The organism is Paenibacillus gyeongsangnamensis (assembly GCF_027533625.1).
Classification (GTDB): domain Bacteria; phylum Bacillota; class Bacilli; order Paenibacillales; family NBRC-103111; genus Paenibacillus_G; species Paenibacillus_G gyeongsangnamensis.
In genome coordinates this window covers 181,257-197,475 of the sequence record NZ_JAQAGZ010000012.1, presented here as the reverse complement: position 1 = coordinate 197,475, position 16,219 = coordinate 181,257, and the positions used below count along the sequence as shown (strand labels likewise).

The 16,219-nt window shown below is 59.5% G+C and carries 14 protein-coding genes and 1 pseudogene; 6 read left to right on the top strand and 9 right to left on the bottom strand.

The annotated features are described in order from the left end of the window. Positions 1 to 157: 157 nt before the first annotated feature. From O9H85_RS19495 to O9H85_RS19485, 3 genes are all read right to left on the bottom strand, one after another. Positions 158 to 1,645: an S-layer homology domain-containing protein gene (locus O9H85_RS19495; RefSeq protein ID WP_269883086.1), complete on the bottom strand. Its 1,488-nt coding sequence runs from the start codon at positions 1,643 to 1,645 to the stop codon at positions 158 to 160. A gap of 119 nt (positions 1,646 to 1,764) precedes the next feature. Further along, positions 1,765 to 2,454 (bottom strand): response regulator transcription factor, encoded by a 690-nt coding sequence (locus O9H85_RS19490; protein ID WP_269883085.1) that lies wholly within the window; start codon positions 2,452 to 2,454, stop codon positions 1,765 to 1,767. Continuing rightward, entirely contained in the window at positions 2,432 to 3,922 is a 1,491-nt protein-coding gene (locus O9H85_RS19485) for a sensor histidine kinase (RefSeq protein ID WP_269883084.1), read from the bottom strand. The genes O9H85_RS19490 and O9H85_RS19485 overlap by 23 nt, the downstream gene beginning before the upstream one ends. A 285-nt stretch (positions 3,923 to 4,207) precedes the next feature. Between O9H85_RS19485 and O9H85_RS19480 the strand changes: the two genes are divergently transcribed. Next, a complete protein-coding gene (locus O9H85_RS19480; protein WP_269883083.1) occupies positions 4,208 to 4,525 on the top strand; it encodes an ArsR/SmtB family transcription factor in 318 nt (105 codons plus the stop codon). Continuing rightward, positions 4,522 to 4,983, top strand: coding sequence for an SRPBCC family protein (locus O9H85_RS19475; RefSeq protein WP_269883082.1), 462 nt, complete (start codon positions 4,522 to 4,524; stop codon positions 4,981 to 4,983). Before O9H85_RS19480 ends, O9H85_RS19475 begins: the two co-directional genes overlap by 4 nt. 43 nt (positions 4,984 to 5,026) lie before the next feature. Here the strand turns inward: O9H85_RS19475 and O9H85_RS19470 are convergent, their stop codons facing one another. From O9H85_RS19470 to O9H85_RS19460, 3 genes are all read right to left on the bottom strand, one after another. Further along, positions 5,027 to 6,067 (bottom strand): methyltransferase domain-containing protein, encoded by a 1,041-nt coding sequence (locus O9H85_RS19470; RefSeq protein ID WP_269883081.1) that lies wholly within the window; start codon positions 6,065 to 6,067, stop codon positions 5,027 to 5,029. 133 nt (positions 6,068 to 6,200) lie between these two features. Beyond that, entirely contained in the window at positions 6,201 to 6,728 is a 528-nt protein-coding gene (locus O9H85_RS19465) for a hypothetical protein (RefSeq protein WP_269883080.1), read from the bottom strand. 67 nt (positions 6,729 to 6,795) lie between these two features. Then, complete coding sequence (locus O9H85_RS19460) at positions 6,796 to 7,560, bottom strand: MerR family transcriptional regulator (protein ID WP_269883079.1); 765 nt, start codon at positions 7,558 to 7,560, stop codon at positions 6,796 to 6,798. Positions 7,561 to 7,777: 217 nt separating this feature from the next. Between O9H85_RS19460 and O9H85_RS19455 the strand changes: the two genes are divergently transcribed. Next, entirely contained in the window at positions 7,778 to 8,542 is a 765-nt protein-coding gene (locus O9H85_RS19455) for an exodeoxyribonuclease III (protein ID WP_269883078.1), read from the top strand. A gap of 72 nt (positions 8,543 to 8,614) precedes the next feature. Here O9H85_RS19455 and O9H85_RS19450 read toward each other — a convergent pair whose 3' ends face one another. Beyond that, complete coding sequence (locus O9H85_RS19450; protein WP_269883077.1) at positions 8,615 to 9,451, bottom strand: sulfurtransferase; 837 nt, start codon at positions 9,449 to 9,451, stop codon at positions 8,615 to 8,617. Between the two features lie 126 nt (positions 9,452 to 9,577). Here O9H85_RS19450 and O9H85_RS19445 point away from each other — a divergent pair. Next, positions 9,578 to 10,075 (top strand): annotated as a pseudogene (locus tag O9H85_RS19445) (GNAT family N-acetyltransferase); the annotation flags it as partial. 569 nt (positions 10,076 to 10,644) lie between these two features. On the opposite strand, the gene O9H85_RS19440 reads toward O9H85_RS19445, so the two are convergent. Continuing rightward, positions 10,645 to 10,935 carry a 4a-hydroxytetrahydrobiopterin dehydratase gene (locus tag O9H85_RS19440; protein WP_269883076.1) on the bottom strand — a complete coding sequence of 97 codons (291 nt, stop codon included), beginning with the start codon at positions 10,933 to 10,935 and terminating at the stop codon, positions 10,645 to 10,647. A gap of 46 nt (positions 10,936 to 10,981) precedes the next feature. Beyond that, a complete protein-coding gene (locus O9H85_RS19435; protein WP_269883075.1) occupies positions 10,982 to 11,275 on the bottom strand; it encodes a hypothetical protein in 294 nt (97 codons plus the stop codon). 234 nt (positions 11,276 to 11,509) lie between these two features. On the opposite strand from O9H85_RS19435, the gene O9H85_RS19430 reads away from it, so the two are divergent. Together O9H85_RS19430 and O9H85_RS19425 are read left to right on the top strand one after the other, a co-directional pair. After that, positions 11,510 to 13,108, top strand: coding sequence for an SWIM zinc finger family protein (locus tag O9H85_RS19430; protein WP_269883074.1), 1,599 nt, complete (start codon positions 11,510 to 11,512; stop codon positions 13,106 to 13,108). Continuing rightward, positions 13,105 to 16,077 carry a DEAD/DEAH box helicase gene (locus tag O9H85_RS19425; RefSeq protein ID WP_269883073.1) on the top strand — a complete coding sequence of 991 codons (2,973 nt, stop codon included), beginning with the start codon at positions 13,105 to 13,107 and terminating at the stop codon, positions 16,075 to 16,077. The genes O9H85_RS19430 and O9H85_RS19425 overlap by 4 nt, the downstream gene beginning before the upstream one ends. The last annotated feature ends 142 nt before the right edge of the window (positions 16,078 to 16,219 follow it).

Here is a 16,219-nt window from a genome sequence, read left to right as displayed (position 1 = left end):
ACCTGCCCTGCCGAGACCTATTCGGCGGCGGGCAGAGCCCGTCCGGGTACTGGGAACCTTCCCGAAGCTTGGGCTACTGGATACGTTGAAAAAAGCAGGGAAGACGCCGGCTCAGGGGCGGCGCTTCGCTGCTTTTTTTGCATGCGGCAATAAGGATTTACTTCGTCGTCAACGTTACGTTCGCAGCAGCCGCCCAATTTCCGACAGGCGTTACTTGATAGGCGGTGCCGGACGCCAGCTTGCCGTTATTGGCCAGGTCGAACGTACCGGCGGCGCCATTGCGGGACGTGAATCGATACGTCGCGGTAAGCGTCGTTCCGTCCGCCACCTTCAGCGTAACGCTCCGGCCGGCGAACAGCTCGTCCTTCGGATCCTGCGCCAGCGTCAGCTGCACGCTCGTTTCATTCAGCTGAGCTGCTGACTGGATAGTGAGCGCGGCGGCTTCCGCAGCCTTGAAGGAGTCCGAAGCGATCGTCGCCCAATCCGCCGTTACCTTATAGGTCGTTCCCGGCTTCAGCGATTCGCCGCTGGCGAGGCGGAACTTCGGCGCTTGGCGCCCGTCCGTCGCTTGCGTGAACGGCACATACGTTGCCGTAATCGCCGGTCCGTTATCCGGCTTCAGCTGTACTTGCTTGCCTCTCAGGGAGGAGATCACCTCGTAGTGCTTACCGCCGCTGCTGTAACTATCGTCCAGCGTCAGCTCCAGACCGTTCCGGCTGCCGATATCCGCTTCCACGATATCCTCGTAGTCTATGACCCCATTAGAACGAATCGAGTCAATCTCCACCGTATCGTAGGCGATTTGCCGGATCGAGGACAGCGCCAGCTTATTGCTCACGGCCTCGAACGTTCCGGCTGCGCTGCCCTTGTAGGTGAGCGCATATTTGGTGCCCAGCTTCTGCGTCGTGACCGGTACGATATAGGTCGTCCGGGTGCCCGACTTCAGCTGCGGCACATTAGAGAGCTCCATACCGTTATCGAATACAAAGTTCTTCTTCGCTTGATCCAGGTTCAGATCCGCGGTTGCAAGCGGCGCGGAAAATTTCACTTCCAGCGTGATCGGATTCAGCGCTTTGACCGCGGTGACCTGCGCATTCGCCAACGGCTTGTTCTGCAGCGCCTTCTGCAGCCAGGAGGCCGCCTCCGCACGGGTTACCGCTTGTCCTGCCACGTAGCCATTCGCCGCCCATCCTTGTACGACGATCAGTTTCTTGTTCACCAGCTTGGCAATGCTGTTCACGATATATTCCTGCGTAGCCGGAGCGTTCGGCAGAAACTCGCCATTCGCCGCCGTCACTGCGCCGCTGCCGACGAGGGCCTCGGCATATGAAAAGAACCACTCGGAGGCGGCCGCATCTTTCAACGCGGCGGCGCTTGCCGGAGCCGGCACCTCGAACGCCAGTACGAGCACTTTGGACCATTCCGCGCGCGTCATCGTCCGGTTCGGCCGGATCGTTCCATCCTCGTAACCGGAGAAGATGTCCCGGGTGATCAGCTCGCTAAGCGCGGCTTGGAAGCTCCCCGCTTGCGTCAGGTCGGCGAACGAAGCCGGGGCTGCTGCTTGAACTTGAACGACGTTGTAAGGCACGGCGATCGCTGCAGCCAAGGATGCGGTGATTATCGCTTGGGCTAATTTTTTGCTCATCAGTTTGAATCCTCCCTAAATGAATGTTCTCGTATACTGCTCTACGAATCCATCATAAGGGGCATTTCTAAACCGGAAACTAACAAATGTTTAACGATTTATTAACTGGCGAAATCATTTTAAACGGAGAGCCGGTACCCGGCGCCCCACACCGTCTCGATATACTGCGGGCTGGAAGGATCGTGCTCGATTTTCTCACGGATGCGGCGGATATGCACGGCGACGGTAGCCATGTCCGCCTCCGAGTCCAGGCCCCAGATGCGCTCGAAGATCTCATCCTTGCTGAATACCCTGTTCGGGTGAAGCGCGAAGAAAGCCAGCAAATCGAACTCCTTCGCCTTAAGCAGCACCTCACGATCGCCTAAGTACACCTTGCGCGAAGCGGTCTGAATGCGGAGATTGCGGATGCGGATATCGTTCTTGCGCGGATCGCCGGTCCCGATGAGGCGGGCGTAGCGGGCCAGATGCGCCTTAACCCGGGCGACAAGCTCGCTCGGACTGAAGGGCTTCGTGATGTAATCGTCCGCTCCGGCGCCGAAGCCGCGGATCTTGTCGATATCTTCCTTCTTCGCGGAAACGAGCAGGAGCGGCACCTCCTTGGCGCTTCGCACGCGGCGGCAGATGTCGAAGCCGTCCATGCCCGGCAGCATCAGATCCAGCACGATCAGATCGTAATCCTCGGACAGGGCGAGCGCCAGCCCTTCGTCACCGCGATGGCAGACATCGACTTCGAACCCGTTCAATTCAAAATAGTCCTTCTGCAGCTCGGCAATACTCGTTTCGTCTTCAATGATCAGAATGCGCTGCATGCGGTTCCCCTCCGGCTTTCATCTTAGGCAGGGCGAAGCGGATTCGGGTGCCTTCGCCGGGCTTGCTGGAAGCTCCGATCGTCCCTCCGTGACCTTCGACGATTTGTTTCGCAATCGCAAGGCCGAGACCGCTGCCTCCGGTTCGCGCATCTCTGGACGGCTCGGCCCGGTAGAAACGGTCGAAGATGTGCTCCAGCACGTCCTTCTCCATCCCCGGCCCGTTATCTTCGATTTCCACCGCCACCCGCTCCCGCTCCTCATAAAGCCGGATCCGAATGCGTTTATCCCGCTTGTCCATGTACTTGACGCAATTCCCGATCAAGTTGGCGATCGTCCGCCGCATCTTCTCGGGATCGATCCGCACGAGGACCGGCTGCCCCGGCTCGGGTAGCTCCACCCGGAAGCCCTGCTCCTCCAAATCGAACAGCAGCTCCTCCGTCACATCCTCCACAAACCGGCGCAAATCGAGCGTTTCAAAGTTGAACGGCACCTTGTTCAGATCCAGCTTGGAATACAGGAAGAGCTCGTCGATCAGGCGGTCCATATCCGCCGCCTTGCTGTAGATCGTATTGACGTATTTGTCCATTTTCTCCTTGGTAGCCGGCACGCCGTCGCGGATACCTTCGATATAGCCCTTGATCGTTGTAATCGGCGTTTTTAGGTCATGCGAAATGTTGGAGATCAGCTCTTTCCGGTTCTCCTCGTCCTTCAGCCGCAGCTGTACCGATGCCTTGAGCCTCAGCCGCATTTCCTCGAAGGCCGAGGAAAGCTGACCGATCTCGTTGCCGGACTCGGGCTTCACCTGGAAATCGAGGTCGCCCTCCTTGATCCGCAGGGCGGATTCCCGCAGGGCGTTCAGCGGACGCACGATGCTTCGGGTGACGTAGGCGAACAGCAGCACATTCGTCAGCAGCAGCAGCACGACCAGCACCGTGATGAGAATCGGCAGCAGCTTGCGGATCAGCTCGGAGTACGGGCTCACTTCCCTCACGACGAAGATGCTGCCCTTCGTTTGATCGGAGAAGGTAAAATCGTACTTGGCATAGCCGAAAAACCGGTCGCCGATATTGAACGTATTGCGGATGCTGATATTGGTCAAATCGTACGGCGGCAGCGTCCGCTCCAGGCCCGTATCTTTCATCTGCGGGGAGAGGAACGCGACGCCGTCGCCTTTACGAATCAAGAGCGACGCCTTGACGACCCGCAGATTGAAGTCGGTCTCCTTCCAGAGAGCGGGGTCGAGCAGCTGATCCGGATTTTTCTTCGCCATGAATTTCAAATCGGAAAACAACGTCTCCTGCTCGGGCGTCAGCGGCTGGAGCGTAAAATGAATTTTGTAAAACTGCTTGACGCTCTGCACATCCCCTGTCACGGCTACCGCAATGAAGTAGGCGGTCGCGAAAAAAACGAACACCGTAACAAGAAGCAGCCAGGTATACGAGAACAGCAGCTTGAGCCGAATCGACATCGCCGTATCGCCCCTTCGCTTGTCTTTGTCACTTTACGATACCACAGCGTGGCCAAATGAAAAAGAAGGGCCGTGCCAATGGCCCGGGCCGCCCTGCCGGCAGTATTCTTCAGAGCCGATGCCAACCGTCACCGGATTCGGCAGCATCCTCGGCCTGCCGACCCGGCCTTCGTATTCCCTCCGACATCTCTGTCCTCTCCGCCGGCACGTCTCACGCAATAATCCTCCGCCGACCGAACACAGCTTCGTTTGACATGCAACTAAATTATTGCATATAATAGGCGCATGGACATCATATTCAAAGCGCTGGCGGATGCCAGCCGCAGACAGCTGCTGGACCTGCTGCTTGCGAAGAACGGACAAACATTAAGCGAGCTTTGCACCCATCTGCCCATTTCCCGGCAAGCCGTGACGAAGCATCTCGAGCTGCTCGAAGCGGCCAACCTTGTCGCGGTCGTATGGCATGGGCGGGAGAAGCTGCACTACTTGAACCCCGTGCCGATCGGGGAAATTTACGACCGTTGGATCGGCAAATACGACCGGCAGAGGCTGCAAGCTCTTGCCGGGCTGAAGAAGCAGTTGGAGGAGGATCCGAAGCCATGAATCAAAGGCCATCTTTTGTCTATGTCACCTATATTGCCACTACGCCGGAGAAGCTCTGGGAAGCGATTACCCAAGGCGACTTCACGAAGCAGTATTTCTTCGGACGCTCCGTGCGCTCCGACTGGCGGGAAGGCTCCGCCGTCACTTATCTGCACCCGGACGGCGAGCTCGACGTCTTCGGCAAGGTTGTGCGCTGCGAGCCGCACCGCCTCTTGGTTTGCACCTGGGAAGTGCCCGGCGACGACACGCCCCGAGAGCGCCCGACTCGCGTTACCTTCAAGCTGCAGCCTTTGGATTCGGCCGTTAAGCTGACGCTGATGCACGAGGAGCTGCTCGATTCCGATTACAGCGACGAGACGGATACGTTCCGGGGGCTGAACAACGGCTGGCCTGCCATCCTCAGCAACCTCAAGAGCCTGCTGGAAACCGGCCGGACACTTCCTTTTCACGTAGAGTAACAAATAAGAAGCAGTCCGGAGACTCCGCTCCGGGCTGCTTATCTTATTTTATGGTATAAGAAACCTGCCAAAAGCACTCACCCATCGTGATCCGCAGTTCCGTTGCCAGCGGCCCGAAGAGCTCCTCCAGCTCCTGCTCAGTGAAATAATTTTTCAAGACCTCATGCTTGCTTCCGTCCGTCAGCTCTCTCTGCTTATAGGTATCGGCTTCGCCGGGCCTTACAATCAGCTCGCCGCCAATCCCGGGAATGAACATGTTGTCCGCTATAAACATGACCTCTCCGGGCCCGATTCTGCTATGCAATCCTTCGAGGAATATAGGGATCTGCGCCTTCGGCACATGAGAGAACCAGAACATCGCCAGCGCTGCGTCGAACGAACCCGGCACCTCCTGAAGACGGTAGGCGTCGCCCTCGAGAAACGTCACCTTGTCCGCGGGCATGGCCTTGGAGCGGGCTATAGCAATCGTCTCGGGCGTCACGTCGGTGGCTGTAACGCAGGCAGCTGTCCGGACGGCCTTCTGCGTCCAAAACCCCGTGCCGCAGGCGACCTCCAGCACACGTCTGTCCGCCAGCGTCCGGCACAGATCGGCCTCCATGGCGGCAAGCTCCGTCTGGCGGATCGGATCGTCCCGGTAATAGATGCGTTCGTAGTGCTCCGCACGCTGGGCATAGTAAGCCTTCATGCCCGCATCCTCGCCGTCTGCCGCGGGCGGCGCGTCCTGCTCCAGCGCTTGGTAGAGTCCGATGCGGCGCTCCAGCTGCCGCAAGCTCATCTGCAGCTCCTCGATATGAAGACGCACCTCTTCCCGGTGCTGCTCCAGCACCTGCCTCCGGTCTGCCAGCGTCCCGCTTCCTTCGGTCCTCCACCGCGCCAGTTGCTGCAGCCGGCTGATCGGCATATTCGTCTTCCGCAGCTGGGCGAGCAACTGCACCCATGCGAGATCCCGCTCCTGATATACCCGATAACCGCTGCCCGATCGCCCGATGCCGTCAAGCAGCCCCGCTTTCTCGTAATACCGGAGCGTATGCGTGCTGAGACCGCTCAGCTTCGATAGCTGCAGGATCGAATATTTGTTGTCCATCCGAGCCCCTCCTTTCAGTTCAAGGCTTATTGTACACATTAGAGCTCACTCTAAGGCAAGCGTCCTAACGGCAAAAAAGAGGACGGCATCCGACCGGCGCATTGCCGGCTGGATACCCTCCTCTTGAACAAGTTTATGCTTCGTCCGCCCACTGTACGAACTCGGCCGGCCGATTCTGAATGTACCCCGCGATCCGGCGGATCGTAAACGGCGCAATCTCTTGAAGCCTATCATACAGGGAACCGAACATGGCGGCCAGTTCCTTATCCTTCTGCAGGTCCCCAGCGGAAACGTCGAACGGCTCCAAGCTTCTGGGGTGACCCCGAACGATCAGCTGCTGTTCGACCTCTTCCAATAGAGACACCGCGGCTGTATCCTTTAAAACCCCCAACCTGATCTTTAACGCCGACCATCTTCCAGGATGAGCCAGAAAATAAGCGCTCCACCAATACAGGTTATCGGCGGACTTACTGACATGATTATAATACGCCTGGAACGAAAACGCTTGCTGCCCGCCCGTCAGCTCCCGGTAAAACCTGCTTTCATCACCTTCGCGTATCCGTATTTCCTTGAATTCGCGAAGCAAAGGTTCGAAACAAGCCGACAAGAGAGACGGATCATCCAATGCATGGAACGCTTGACGCTTCATGGGCACTAGCAACAGTCAGAGTACTCCTTCCCCAGCATTTTACCATAGCGCGGAAGGAAGTGGAGAATTTTAAAGCAGCTTATTTCTTTACGCCGGTATAAATATGGATGGCATCCCTCAGAAACTCCGCCGTCCCCGGCTGGTCCGCGTCATAGTGCGCCCTGAAGCGCTCGTCATCCACATACATTTGGGCGAGACCCGCATGCGCTTCTTTGCTGTATTCGCTCCAGAAATACGTCAGCCACCGCTTGTGCAAATCCGCCGCCCGCTGCGCGAGCTCCCCGGCCGGGTCCCCGCTCTTGAAGGCCTCGGCCAGCGTGTCCTTCAGCTCGCTTGCCAGCCGGGTCACTTCCTCGTGCTGCTCTTGCGTCATGCCTCTCAGCTTGTCGTTCGACTTGTTCACGGCCTCGTCGCCATATTTTTCGCGGATCTCTTGCCCGTATTTGGCTTCATTGTCGTCGATCAGCTTCTGCTTGAAGCCCTCGAATTTCTCTTTGTCGGTCATTGTGATTCTCCCTTCGGATAAAGCTATCGTTTTCTCCACATTCGCGATGAGCAAATCCAGCTGCTTTCGTTTGTCGAGGAGCTGTTCGCGGTGGTCCCTCAAAGCTTGGGCGCCGTTGAAGGCAGGATCGGTTACGATCTCTTTGATGCGCTCCAGACCGAGCCCCAGCTCCCGGTAAAACAGGATTTGCTGCAGCCGGTCGACCTCCGCCTGTCCGTAGATCCGGTATCCTGACGAATTGATTCTCACCGGCTTGAGAAGATCGATCTCATCATAATACCGGAGCGTCCGGGTGCTGATGCCCGCTAGCCGCCCCAGCTTTTGTACGGTATATTCCATCGGTTTCCCTCCTGACACATCTAACGGTACACCTTGACGGAGCGTCAATGTCAATCCCTATTATTAGTAAAAAACTCCGGCCCATCCGGAGCAGGCCCTGCCGTCTTCTTGCGATAGGCCACGCCGCGGCTTCTCTATTAGAAATCAGCCTATTTTTCTATCGTTTATGATACACTGGAGAAAGCAAATGATATACGAACGCAAGGAGAAAACGACGATGAAACTGGTATCCTGGAATGTCAACGGATTAAGGGCTTGCGTAAACAAAGGGTTCACCGACTATTTCAAAACCGTCGATGCGGATATTTTCTGCGTTCAGGAGACGAAGCTGCAGGAAGGGCAAATCAGCATGGACCACGGCGAGGAATACAGCTCGTACTGGAATTACGCGGAGAAGAAAGGCTACTCCGGCACGGCCGTCTTCACTAAGCTGAAGCCGCTTTCGGTCCGCTACGGCTTGGAGGAGGACACGGAGCCCGAGGGACGGATCATTACGCTGGAGTTCGGCAGCTTCCAGCTCGTCACGGTGTACACGCCCAATGCGAAGCGGGACTTATCGCGGCTCGAGTACCGATTGGAATGGGAGGACCGGTTCCGAAGCTACCTGCAGCAATTGGACGCGGTCAAGCCGGTCATTGTTTGCGGTGATTTGAATGTGGCGCATCAGGAGATCGATATTAAGAACGCGAAGGGGAACCGGGGCAACTCGGGCTTTACCGAGGAGGAGCGCGAGAAGATGACGCGGCTGCTGGACGCGGGCTTTATCGATACGTTCCGCCATCTCTATCCCGAGCGTACCGACGCTTATACGTGGTGGTCGAATATGCCGAAGGTGCGGGAGCGGAACGTAGGCTGGCGGATCGATTATTTCCTCGCCTCTTCGAGACTTCAGCCCTTCGTCCAGGACGCGCGAATCGATGCCGAAATTCTCGGGAGCGATCATTGTCCTGTAGTTCTAGAGATTGGGGATATTGAAGATTAGCAGCGAATAGGTCCAAAAAGCCGTAACGGATAACCCCCAGGGGTGACCCGTTACGGCTTTTTTGATAACATCCTACTCTCTTCCCTTCGCCACCGGATTGTCCGGGTACGAGCACCAGTCGCTCCAGCTGCCCGCATAGAGCTTCACGTTCTTCAGCCCCGCCTCGTTCATCGCCAGCACGTTCGGGCAGGCGGTAACGCCGGAGCCGCAGTAGACGATTACCTCTTCGGCGTCCGCTAAGCCCCCGAACCGCTCCCGCTGCGCTGCGGCATCCTTCCAGCCGCCGTCCTCCTTCAGACTCTGCTTCCAGAAATGCTGCTTCGCCCCGGGGATGTGCCCCGCAACTGGATCGATCGTCTCCTCGAGCCCCTCGTAACGACGGTCTTCGCGGGAGTCGATCACCACCGTGCCCGGACGCAATAGCGCTTCCTTCACCTGGTCGATATGGACGACCATCTCCCCGCGCACCTTCGGAACGAAATGGCCCGGCTGCTCGGCCGGAGGCTCGTTGGTCACCGGGAGCCCCGCTTCCTTCCACCGGCTGTATCCGCCGTCCAGCACGCTGACCCGGTCGTGCCCCAGAAACCTCAGCAGCCACCAGAACCGCGAGGCCATCGCTCCGCCCTGATCATCGTAGGCTACGACATGGGAATGCCCGTTAATGCCCGCTTTGCCCAGCTTCTCCGCGAGCTCGGCCACGTCCGGAAGCGGATGTCTGCCGCCGTGCGGCCCTTTCGGGGAAGATAAATCCTGTTCCAAGTCGAAATAAACTGCCCCCGGAATATGGTCGGCCAGATAAGCCTCCCTGCCGGAAGCCGGTTGGCCCAAGGCGAACCGGCAATCTACGATCACAACGCCTTCATCGGTTCCATGTTCGAACAGCCATTGCTGCGAGACGATATGCTTCAACACGATCTCTTCCTTTCCTGGGATATTCTGCAGTATAGTTATCAGTATACAACGGTCCTGCCGGGAAACGAAAGTCAAAACTGCAGCAAGCGGTCAACAGGACAAGGGGAACGAAAGGAGAGCGCAATGAACCGTCGTCAGGAACCATTGTTCCGTCTGGAGCAGCTGAGCGAAGAACAAGCCCGAAGCATTTGTTCGTGGTCATATCCCGAGCCTTATGCGACTTATAACTGGAAACCGTGGGAGGAGCTGCTAGCGGATCAGGCGGAATTCGCCGACCCGCACATCCGCGAGACGCAGTACCTGGCGGTGCTCCGTCCGGACGGGGAGCTGTGCGGCTTCGCGCAGCTGTTCCCGATCGTCGGCACGACCCGGCTCGGGCTCGGACTCCGTCCCGACCTGTGCGGACAAGGGCTCGGGGAGAGCTTTATCCGGGCGATCGCCGAGGAAACGAGGAGGCTGAAGCCGAAGAACGAGATCGATCTCGAGGTGCTGACCTGGAATACGAGGGCCATGCGCGTATATGAACGAGCGGGGTTTCGCAGGATGGATACGTACGAGCGGATAACCCCTGCGGGGATGGGAGAGTTCCATTGCATGGTGTGGCAGGACAAGCCGGCAGGCAGGCTCCGTGCCTCGCTTCATACGCCGCTCAAGCGGATCGCGGACACCCTGAATCGCCACGGCGTCGATTGGGGTCTCGGAGGCTCCGCCCTGTTGGCGCTGCACGGCCTGGCGGACGCGCCGCCGGCCGACCTGGACCTGCTGGTCGATGCCGCCCATGCTGAGCGGGCGCAAGAGCTGCTCGCCGAACTGGGCGAGTACCGGGAGCTGGCACCGAAGGCGCCCTTTTACACACGCTATTTCTCCCGTTATGAGGTGGAGGGCGCCGGCGTCGACCTGATGGGCTTGTTCAGCATCCGGCATGCAGAGGGCACCTACCGTTGGGATTGGAAAGCCCGGCACCAAGCAGGGAGCACGTCCATCCAGGGCGTCCGTGTGCCGCTCGCCTCGCTGGAGGATTGGTACGCGGCGTACAGCCTCATTCCCGGCAAACAGCACAAAGCCGCCCGTATCGAGCGGCATTGGTGCGAGACGGGTGGCTGTTCGAAGGAGCTATGGAATGAGATCTTGCAGCGCGAGCTGCCCCGTGCTTTGCGGGCCCGCATCGAAGCGCTGCTGGAAGAGCTGGCTTAACGGGCGGCGAAAGCCTCGTCCGCCCGCTGCGCACCGGCGACGTCAAGCTCCGTCAGCCCGGCAGCGCTCCACGTGGTGAAGCGCAGCGTGACGACGCGGAAGTCTATGGCGATCATTGGATGATGGTCCATCGCCTCCGCAATCCGCGCCACCTCGTTCACGAAGGCGACGGCGGAGAGGAACGAGGGGAAGCGGTATTTTTTCACCAGCCACTTCCCGTCCTCCAGGCTCCATCCCGGCAACGAATGCAAACGTCCTTCCATCTCCTCCGCGGGTATTCGTTCCATCCGTTCCGCCATACGCTTCTCCTCCTCGGGCCGTACCGGCCTTCTCTCAAATCAAATGAATGACCCGCGTCAGCCCTTCGCCGTGATCGATCCGGATCAAATGCCGCTTCGCGTCATGCGTAACCGTACACTCCCCGATCGTCATCGGCGACTCTGTCCCGAGTCCGTAGAACAAATCGTCGGCAAGCGTCTTGATGCATTCCGTCTGCTCGCTTACGTCCATGCCGCCCCACTCGTCCTCGGTCATCTCAAGGAACTCGTAGCAGCCGTCAATACCTTGCAGCGCATCCGTGAAATCGCTAATGATATCGCTGTACTCCCGTCCGAACTTAATCCCCATGCCGATCCGTCACCTCCCCTGCTGCCGCGGCTTTGCCGCAAAGCGGAACGCCGCTCACCGGACAGCTTCTGGAATTTGGAAAATCCTTTTGCCTCATTGTACTCGACCAGCCTGCCGCCCGCAACAATCCGGAAAGCGCTTCTAAAAATTTCGTTTCGTCCCGAACTCCCCTGCGCATTTGCATGCAAAATCTGGTACACTATAAGGATAGACCTAAGTACGGAGGCTTAAAACATGCTGAAGGTGCAGATTCCGAAAAATCGAATGAACGTGCTTATCGGGCATCTGCGCGACGATGTGAGCCTGCCACGGCTGGAGAAGGGCTGGGAGTATTTCCACAAAGGCCGGGTTGCAGGCATCGAGCTCCGCCACGGCGTGGAGATTCGCGCACTCGTCCGCGGGGCGAAGCCGCATGAGGTTCAGATCGATCTGGACGAATTCGGCAAAAGCGAGTGCAGCTGTCCGGCAGACGAGCCGTGCGAGCATATGGCGGCCGTCATCTTCTCGCTCTATACCCCGTTCGCCCGTCCGGAGCTCCTGCTGCAGCAGCTGAAGCAGGCGAAGCTCGTGAAGAACCGCCAGCAGCAGGCCCGCCAGACCGGCGGCCGACAGGAGAAGCGCCAGGAACGCCTGGAAGCCCCCGTGCCGAAGCAGCTGCCCTCGGTGTGGCAGCGGTATTTCGATCAGCAGTTCTACGGCTTCGCGCTGTCGCAGCAGCATTCCATCGAGCTGTTCTACAGCGCGGCGAAGGAGAAGCTGACCCCGCTGTCGGACGGCTGGCCGTCACCGCTGCAGGAGCTGTACCGGCTGCATCTGCTGCTGTTCGTCATGCGGAAAATCGAGCAATTTTATCAGGAAACGAAGACATCGTACATATCCTACTATATTGAAACCGGCTGCCGCACCGTCGGGCACCAGTGCATGGAGGAGCTGCAGAAGCTCTTGCCGTCGCTGGATGTGAAGGCGCTGCTCGCCGAATGCCCTGCCCACTGGAAAGAAACGATCGCCGCCATATCGGAGACCGCCTTGTCCGGCAAGGAATCCCCGCTGTCCTGGCTGACGGTGTACCGCAGCATCTGGTGGCGGATGGCGGACAAGACCGATTGGACCGCCGACGAACGGAAGCGATTGAAGCGGCTGCTCGGCTCGAAGGAGCTGATGCCCCGGCGGCGCGACGCGCTGGTGATGGCGGATGCGCATTTCTCGGTGATGGAAGGCAAGGATGAGGAAGCCCGGGAACGGATGGAGCAGCTCGGCAAGCGCGAGGCGCGCGATTTCTTCATGTACCTGCACCGGTTCTATGAGAAGAGCGCCTGGGAGCGGATGCTGGCGTGGCTGCGATGGCTTCTCCCTGCCCTTCAGCGGGCTCAGGCGGAGGAGCTGCGGCAGTTCTCCCAATACTGGATGGAAGCGGTGCAGCAGCAGGAGGACGACGCCGAATGGGTGGACGTGATGGTCAGCCTGCTGCCACGCACATATCAGTTCTATACGGCTTACCTGCTTAAGGCCGGGAGGCTCAAGGCTTGGGTTGATCTGCAGCTGGCGAACCGCGTCTCGCCGGTCAACCTGTATTCGCTCGACCTGCAAACGCTGGAGAAGCAGGATCCGGCGCTCCTGCTGCCGCTCTTCCATCAGGCCGTGGACCGCTGCATTGCGGAGAAAAACCGGACGGCATACGCAACCGCGACCAAGCTTCTAAAGAAGCTGCATTCAATCTATAAGAAGCTGGACCGGGAGAAGGTGTGGGAGGATTACATTTACCGGTTCGCCGCGAAATATTCGCGTCTGCGCGCATTGCAGGAGGAGCTGAGAAAAGGGAAGTGGATTCCATGACCGACACGAGCGTAGTGACCGTGAACGTGCGCTGGGCCCCGAAGGGCGGCTTCTTCCTGTGGGGAACCCGCTATAACGGCGGCGTCAGCGACGCTTATGATCTGCGGGACTGGCTGTTCGCTTGGCATGCACCGTCCTTCTACGGTACGTTCATCGAGGTGGGCGAATCGCTTAACGTAGAAGGGCTGCTCTTGCCTTCTTTGGAAGCGCTGGACTATTTGGCGCAGCCGGCCGCCGTGCAGCACCAGAAGCTCGAATTCAGCCGCGAGCTGAAGGATTTGACAAAGCTCGCGCCGCATGTGAAGGAAGCGCTGACGCAGGGCCGCTTCATGCCTGACTTCGCCAAGTGGAAGACCGGCGTGCTCGGCTGGAAGCTGCAGCTGCCCGAGCAGGCCGCCGCCTGGGCGGCAGGCGCGGCGGCGCAGCAGTGGATGGACGAGCTGATCCCTGCGTGGACGCGCGAGGACGGCGTCATGCGGCAGAGCCTGGAGCAGCTGGAGCGGTCGTTTCCGCTCCTCCTGCGAGGCAAGGCAGCCTCCGATGTGTGGATGGACGAGGAGGATTGGCTCGTCTCGATCGGCTGGCAGTCGGACGGCACCCCGTTCCGCACGTGCCTGCGGCTTGAGGAGCCCGCGACCGCCGGAGGCGCATGGCCGCTTCGTCTTGTGCTGCAGGACCGCGGCGACAAGGACGTGCTGTACGAGGTCTCGCCCGAGGCGCTTCGCTCGTGGACGGCGGCTGGCGAGGCTGCGGACAGTAGCGCGGGCGAGCGCCCGGGCGGAGACGAGCTGCCGGGTGCAGAGGCGATGCCCGCCGCGTGGCGCCTACACCTCGGCCGCGCCGCGCGGGACGCCGCCAAGTGGCGGCGCATGCTGCCGTGGCTGGCCGCGCCCGAAGGCGACGCGCTGCGCAGCGAGCTCAGCGCGGACGAGGCGTGGGAGCTGCTCACGAAGGGCAGCCTGCGGCTGATGGAGGCGGGTTATTCCGTCTTTCTCCCCGCCTGGTGGGAACGTATCCGCAAGTGGCGTCCACGCCTGAAGGCCAAGATGAAATCGTCGGTCGGCGGTGCGGCGCAGTCCGTCTTCGGTTTAAGCCAGCTGATGCAGTTCGATTGGAAAATCGCGCTCGGCGACATCGAGCTCACCGAAGCGGAGTTCCGCGAGCTGCTCGAGCAGAACCGGCGGCTCGTGCAAATCCGCGGCGAATGGGTACAGCTCGATCCGGTCCACCTGGCCGAGCTGCAGCACGTGATGAAGCAGGTTGAGAAAAAGAAGGGCCTCTCCCTCCGGGACGTGCTGGAGCTGCATCTGCTCGGCTCGTCGGAGGGCGAGGAAGAGCAGGACTTCCACCGCACGCTGAAGATGGAGGTCGAGCTGGACGAACAGCTGGAGGAGCTCGTCGAATTGCTCAATCATGCGAAGCAGCCGCCGCTCCTGCCGCCCCCTGACAGCTTCCGCGGTACGCTGCGCGCTTATCAGATCGAGGGGATCTCATGGCTCGTCTTCCTGCGCCAATGCGGCTTCGGCGGCTGTCTTGCCGACGACATGGGCCTCGGCAAGACGATCCAAATGATCACCTACCTGCTCCATCTTCGGGAACAGCGGCTAACCGGCGCGCTTCCAGGTCCGGAAGGGCGGGAAGCGGACAACTTGGACGGTCCCCCGCAAGTTACGGCTTCACTCCTCATTTGCCCGACCTCCGTGCTCGGCAACTGGCAGAAGGAGCTGCAGCGCTTCGCGCCCGATCTGCGCATTCATCTGCACTACGGGCCGACGCGGATGAAGGGGCCGGCCTTCGCCGAGACATGCCGGGGCTACGATCTGGTGCTGACGACGTACACGCTGTCGCATCTGGACGAAACCGAGCTCTCCTCCGTCGAATGGGAATCCGTCTGTCTCGACGAGGCGCAGAACATTAAGAACGCCTATACGAAGCAGGCCTCCTCGATCCGCAAGCTATCGGCGCGCCACCGGATCGCGCTGACCGGGACGCCGATCGAGAACCGTCTGACGGAGCTGTGGTCGATCTTCGATTTCCTCAACCCCGGCTACCTCGGCTCGCTGCGGGATTTCACCCAGCGGTACGTGGGCGCGATCGAGCGGACGCAGGATCCGGAGCTCATCGCCAAGGTGCAGCGGCTCATCCGGCCATTCCTCCTGCGACGGGTGAAGAAGGACCCGTCCATTCAGCTCGATCTGCCGGATAAATACGAATACAAAACCTATGTTTCGCTCACGACCGAGCAGGCTACCTTATATGAGAATTATATTCGCGAGCTGTTCGACCGGCTTGACCGGATGACGGTAATGGAACGGCGCGGGATGATCCTCGCGGCGCTGACGAAGCTGAAGCAAATCTGCAACCATCCGGCGCTCCTGACGAAGGATGCGGTCCGATCGCCTTGGCAGCAGCGTTCGAACAAGGTCGAGCGGCTGCTGGAGATGGTTCAGGAGCTTCGCCAGGAAGGTGACAAATGCCTGATCTTCACCCAATTCGTGGAGACGGGCCACCTGCTCCAGCGCATTCTGCAGGAGGAGTTCGGTGCCAAGGTGCCCTTCCTGCACGGCGGCGCCACCCGGAGCGAACGGGATCGCATGATCGAAACGTTCCAGGACGACTCGCTCCCGCCGGAGCAGCAGCCGGGCATCTTCCTGCTGTCGCTGAAGGCCGGCGGCACGGGACTTAACCTGACGGCGGCGAATCATGTGTTTCACTTCGATCGCTGGTGGAATCCGGCAGTGGAGAACCAGGCGACGGACCGGGCCTTCCGGATCGGGCAAACCCGTCTCGTGCAGGTGCACAAGTTCGTAACGCTGGGTACGCTGGAGGAGCGGATTGACGAGATGATTGACAAGAAGCTGGGGCTGAGCCAGCAGATCGTCGGCAGCGGGGAACAATGGATTACCGAGCTGTCCACGGACGATTTGAAGGATCTGTTTGCTCTGCGGAGCGAATGGGTGGAGCGTTAAAACGGACGCGGGTTTGCGCTGCGTTCGTTTGCAGGTAATGCGAAGCTTGGCCGGGCGGGCATCCGCCCGGCCTTTTTTGGCCTGCCTGCGCTAAACCATCAAATCGAGGAATCAGGTGACCGACGGATGCAATGCTTTTTGC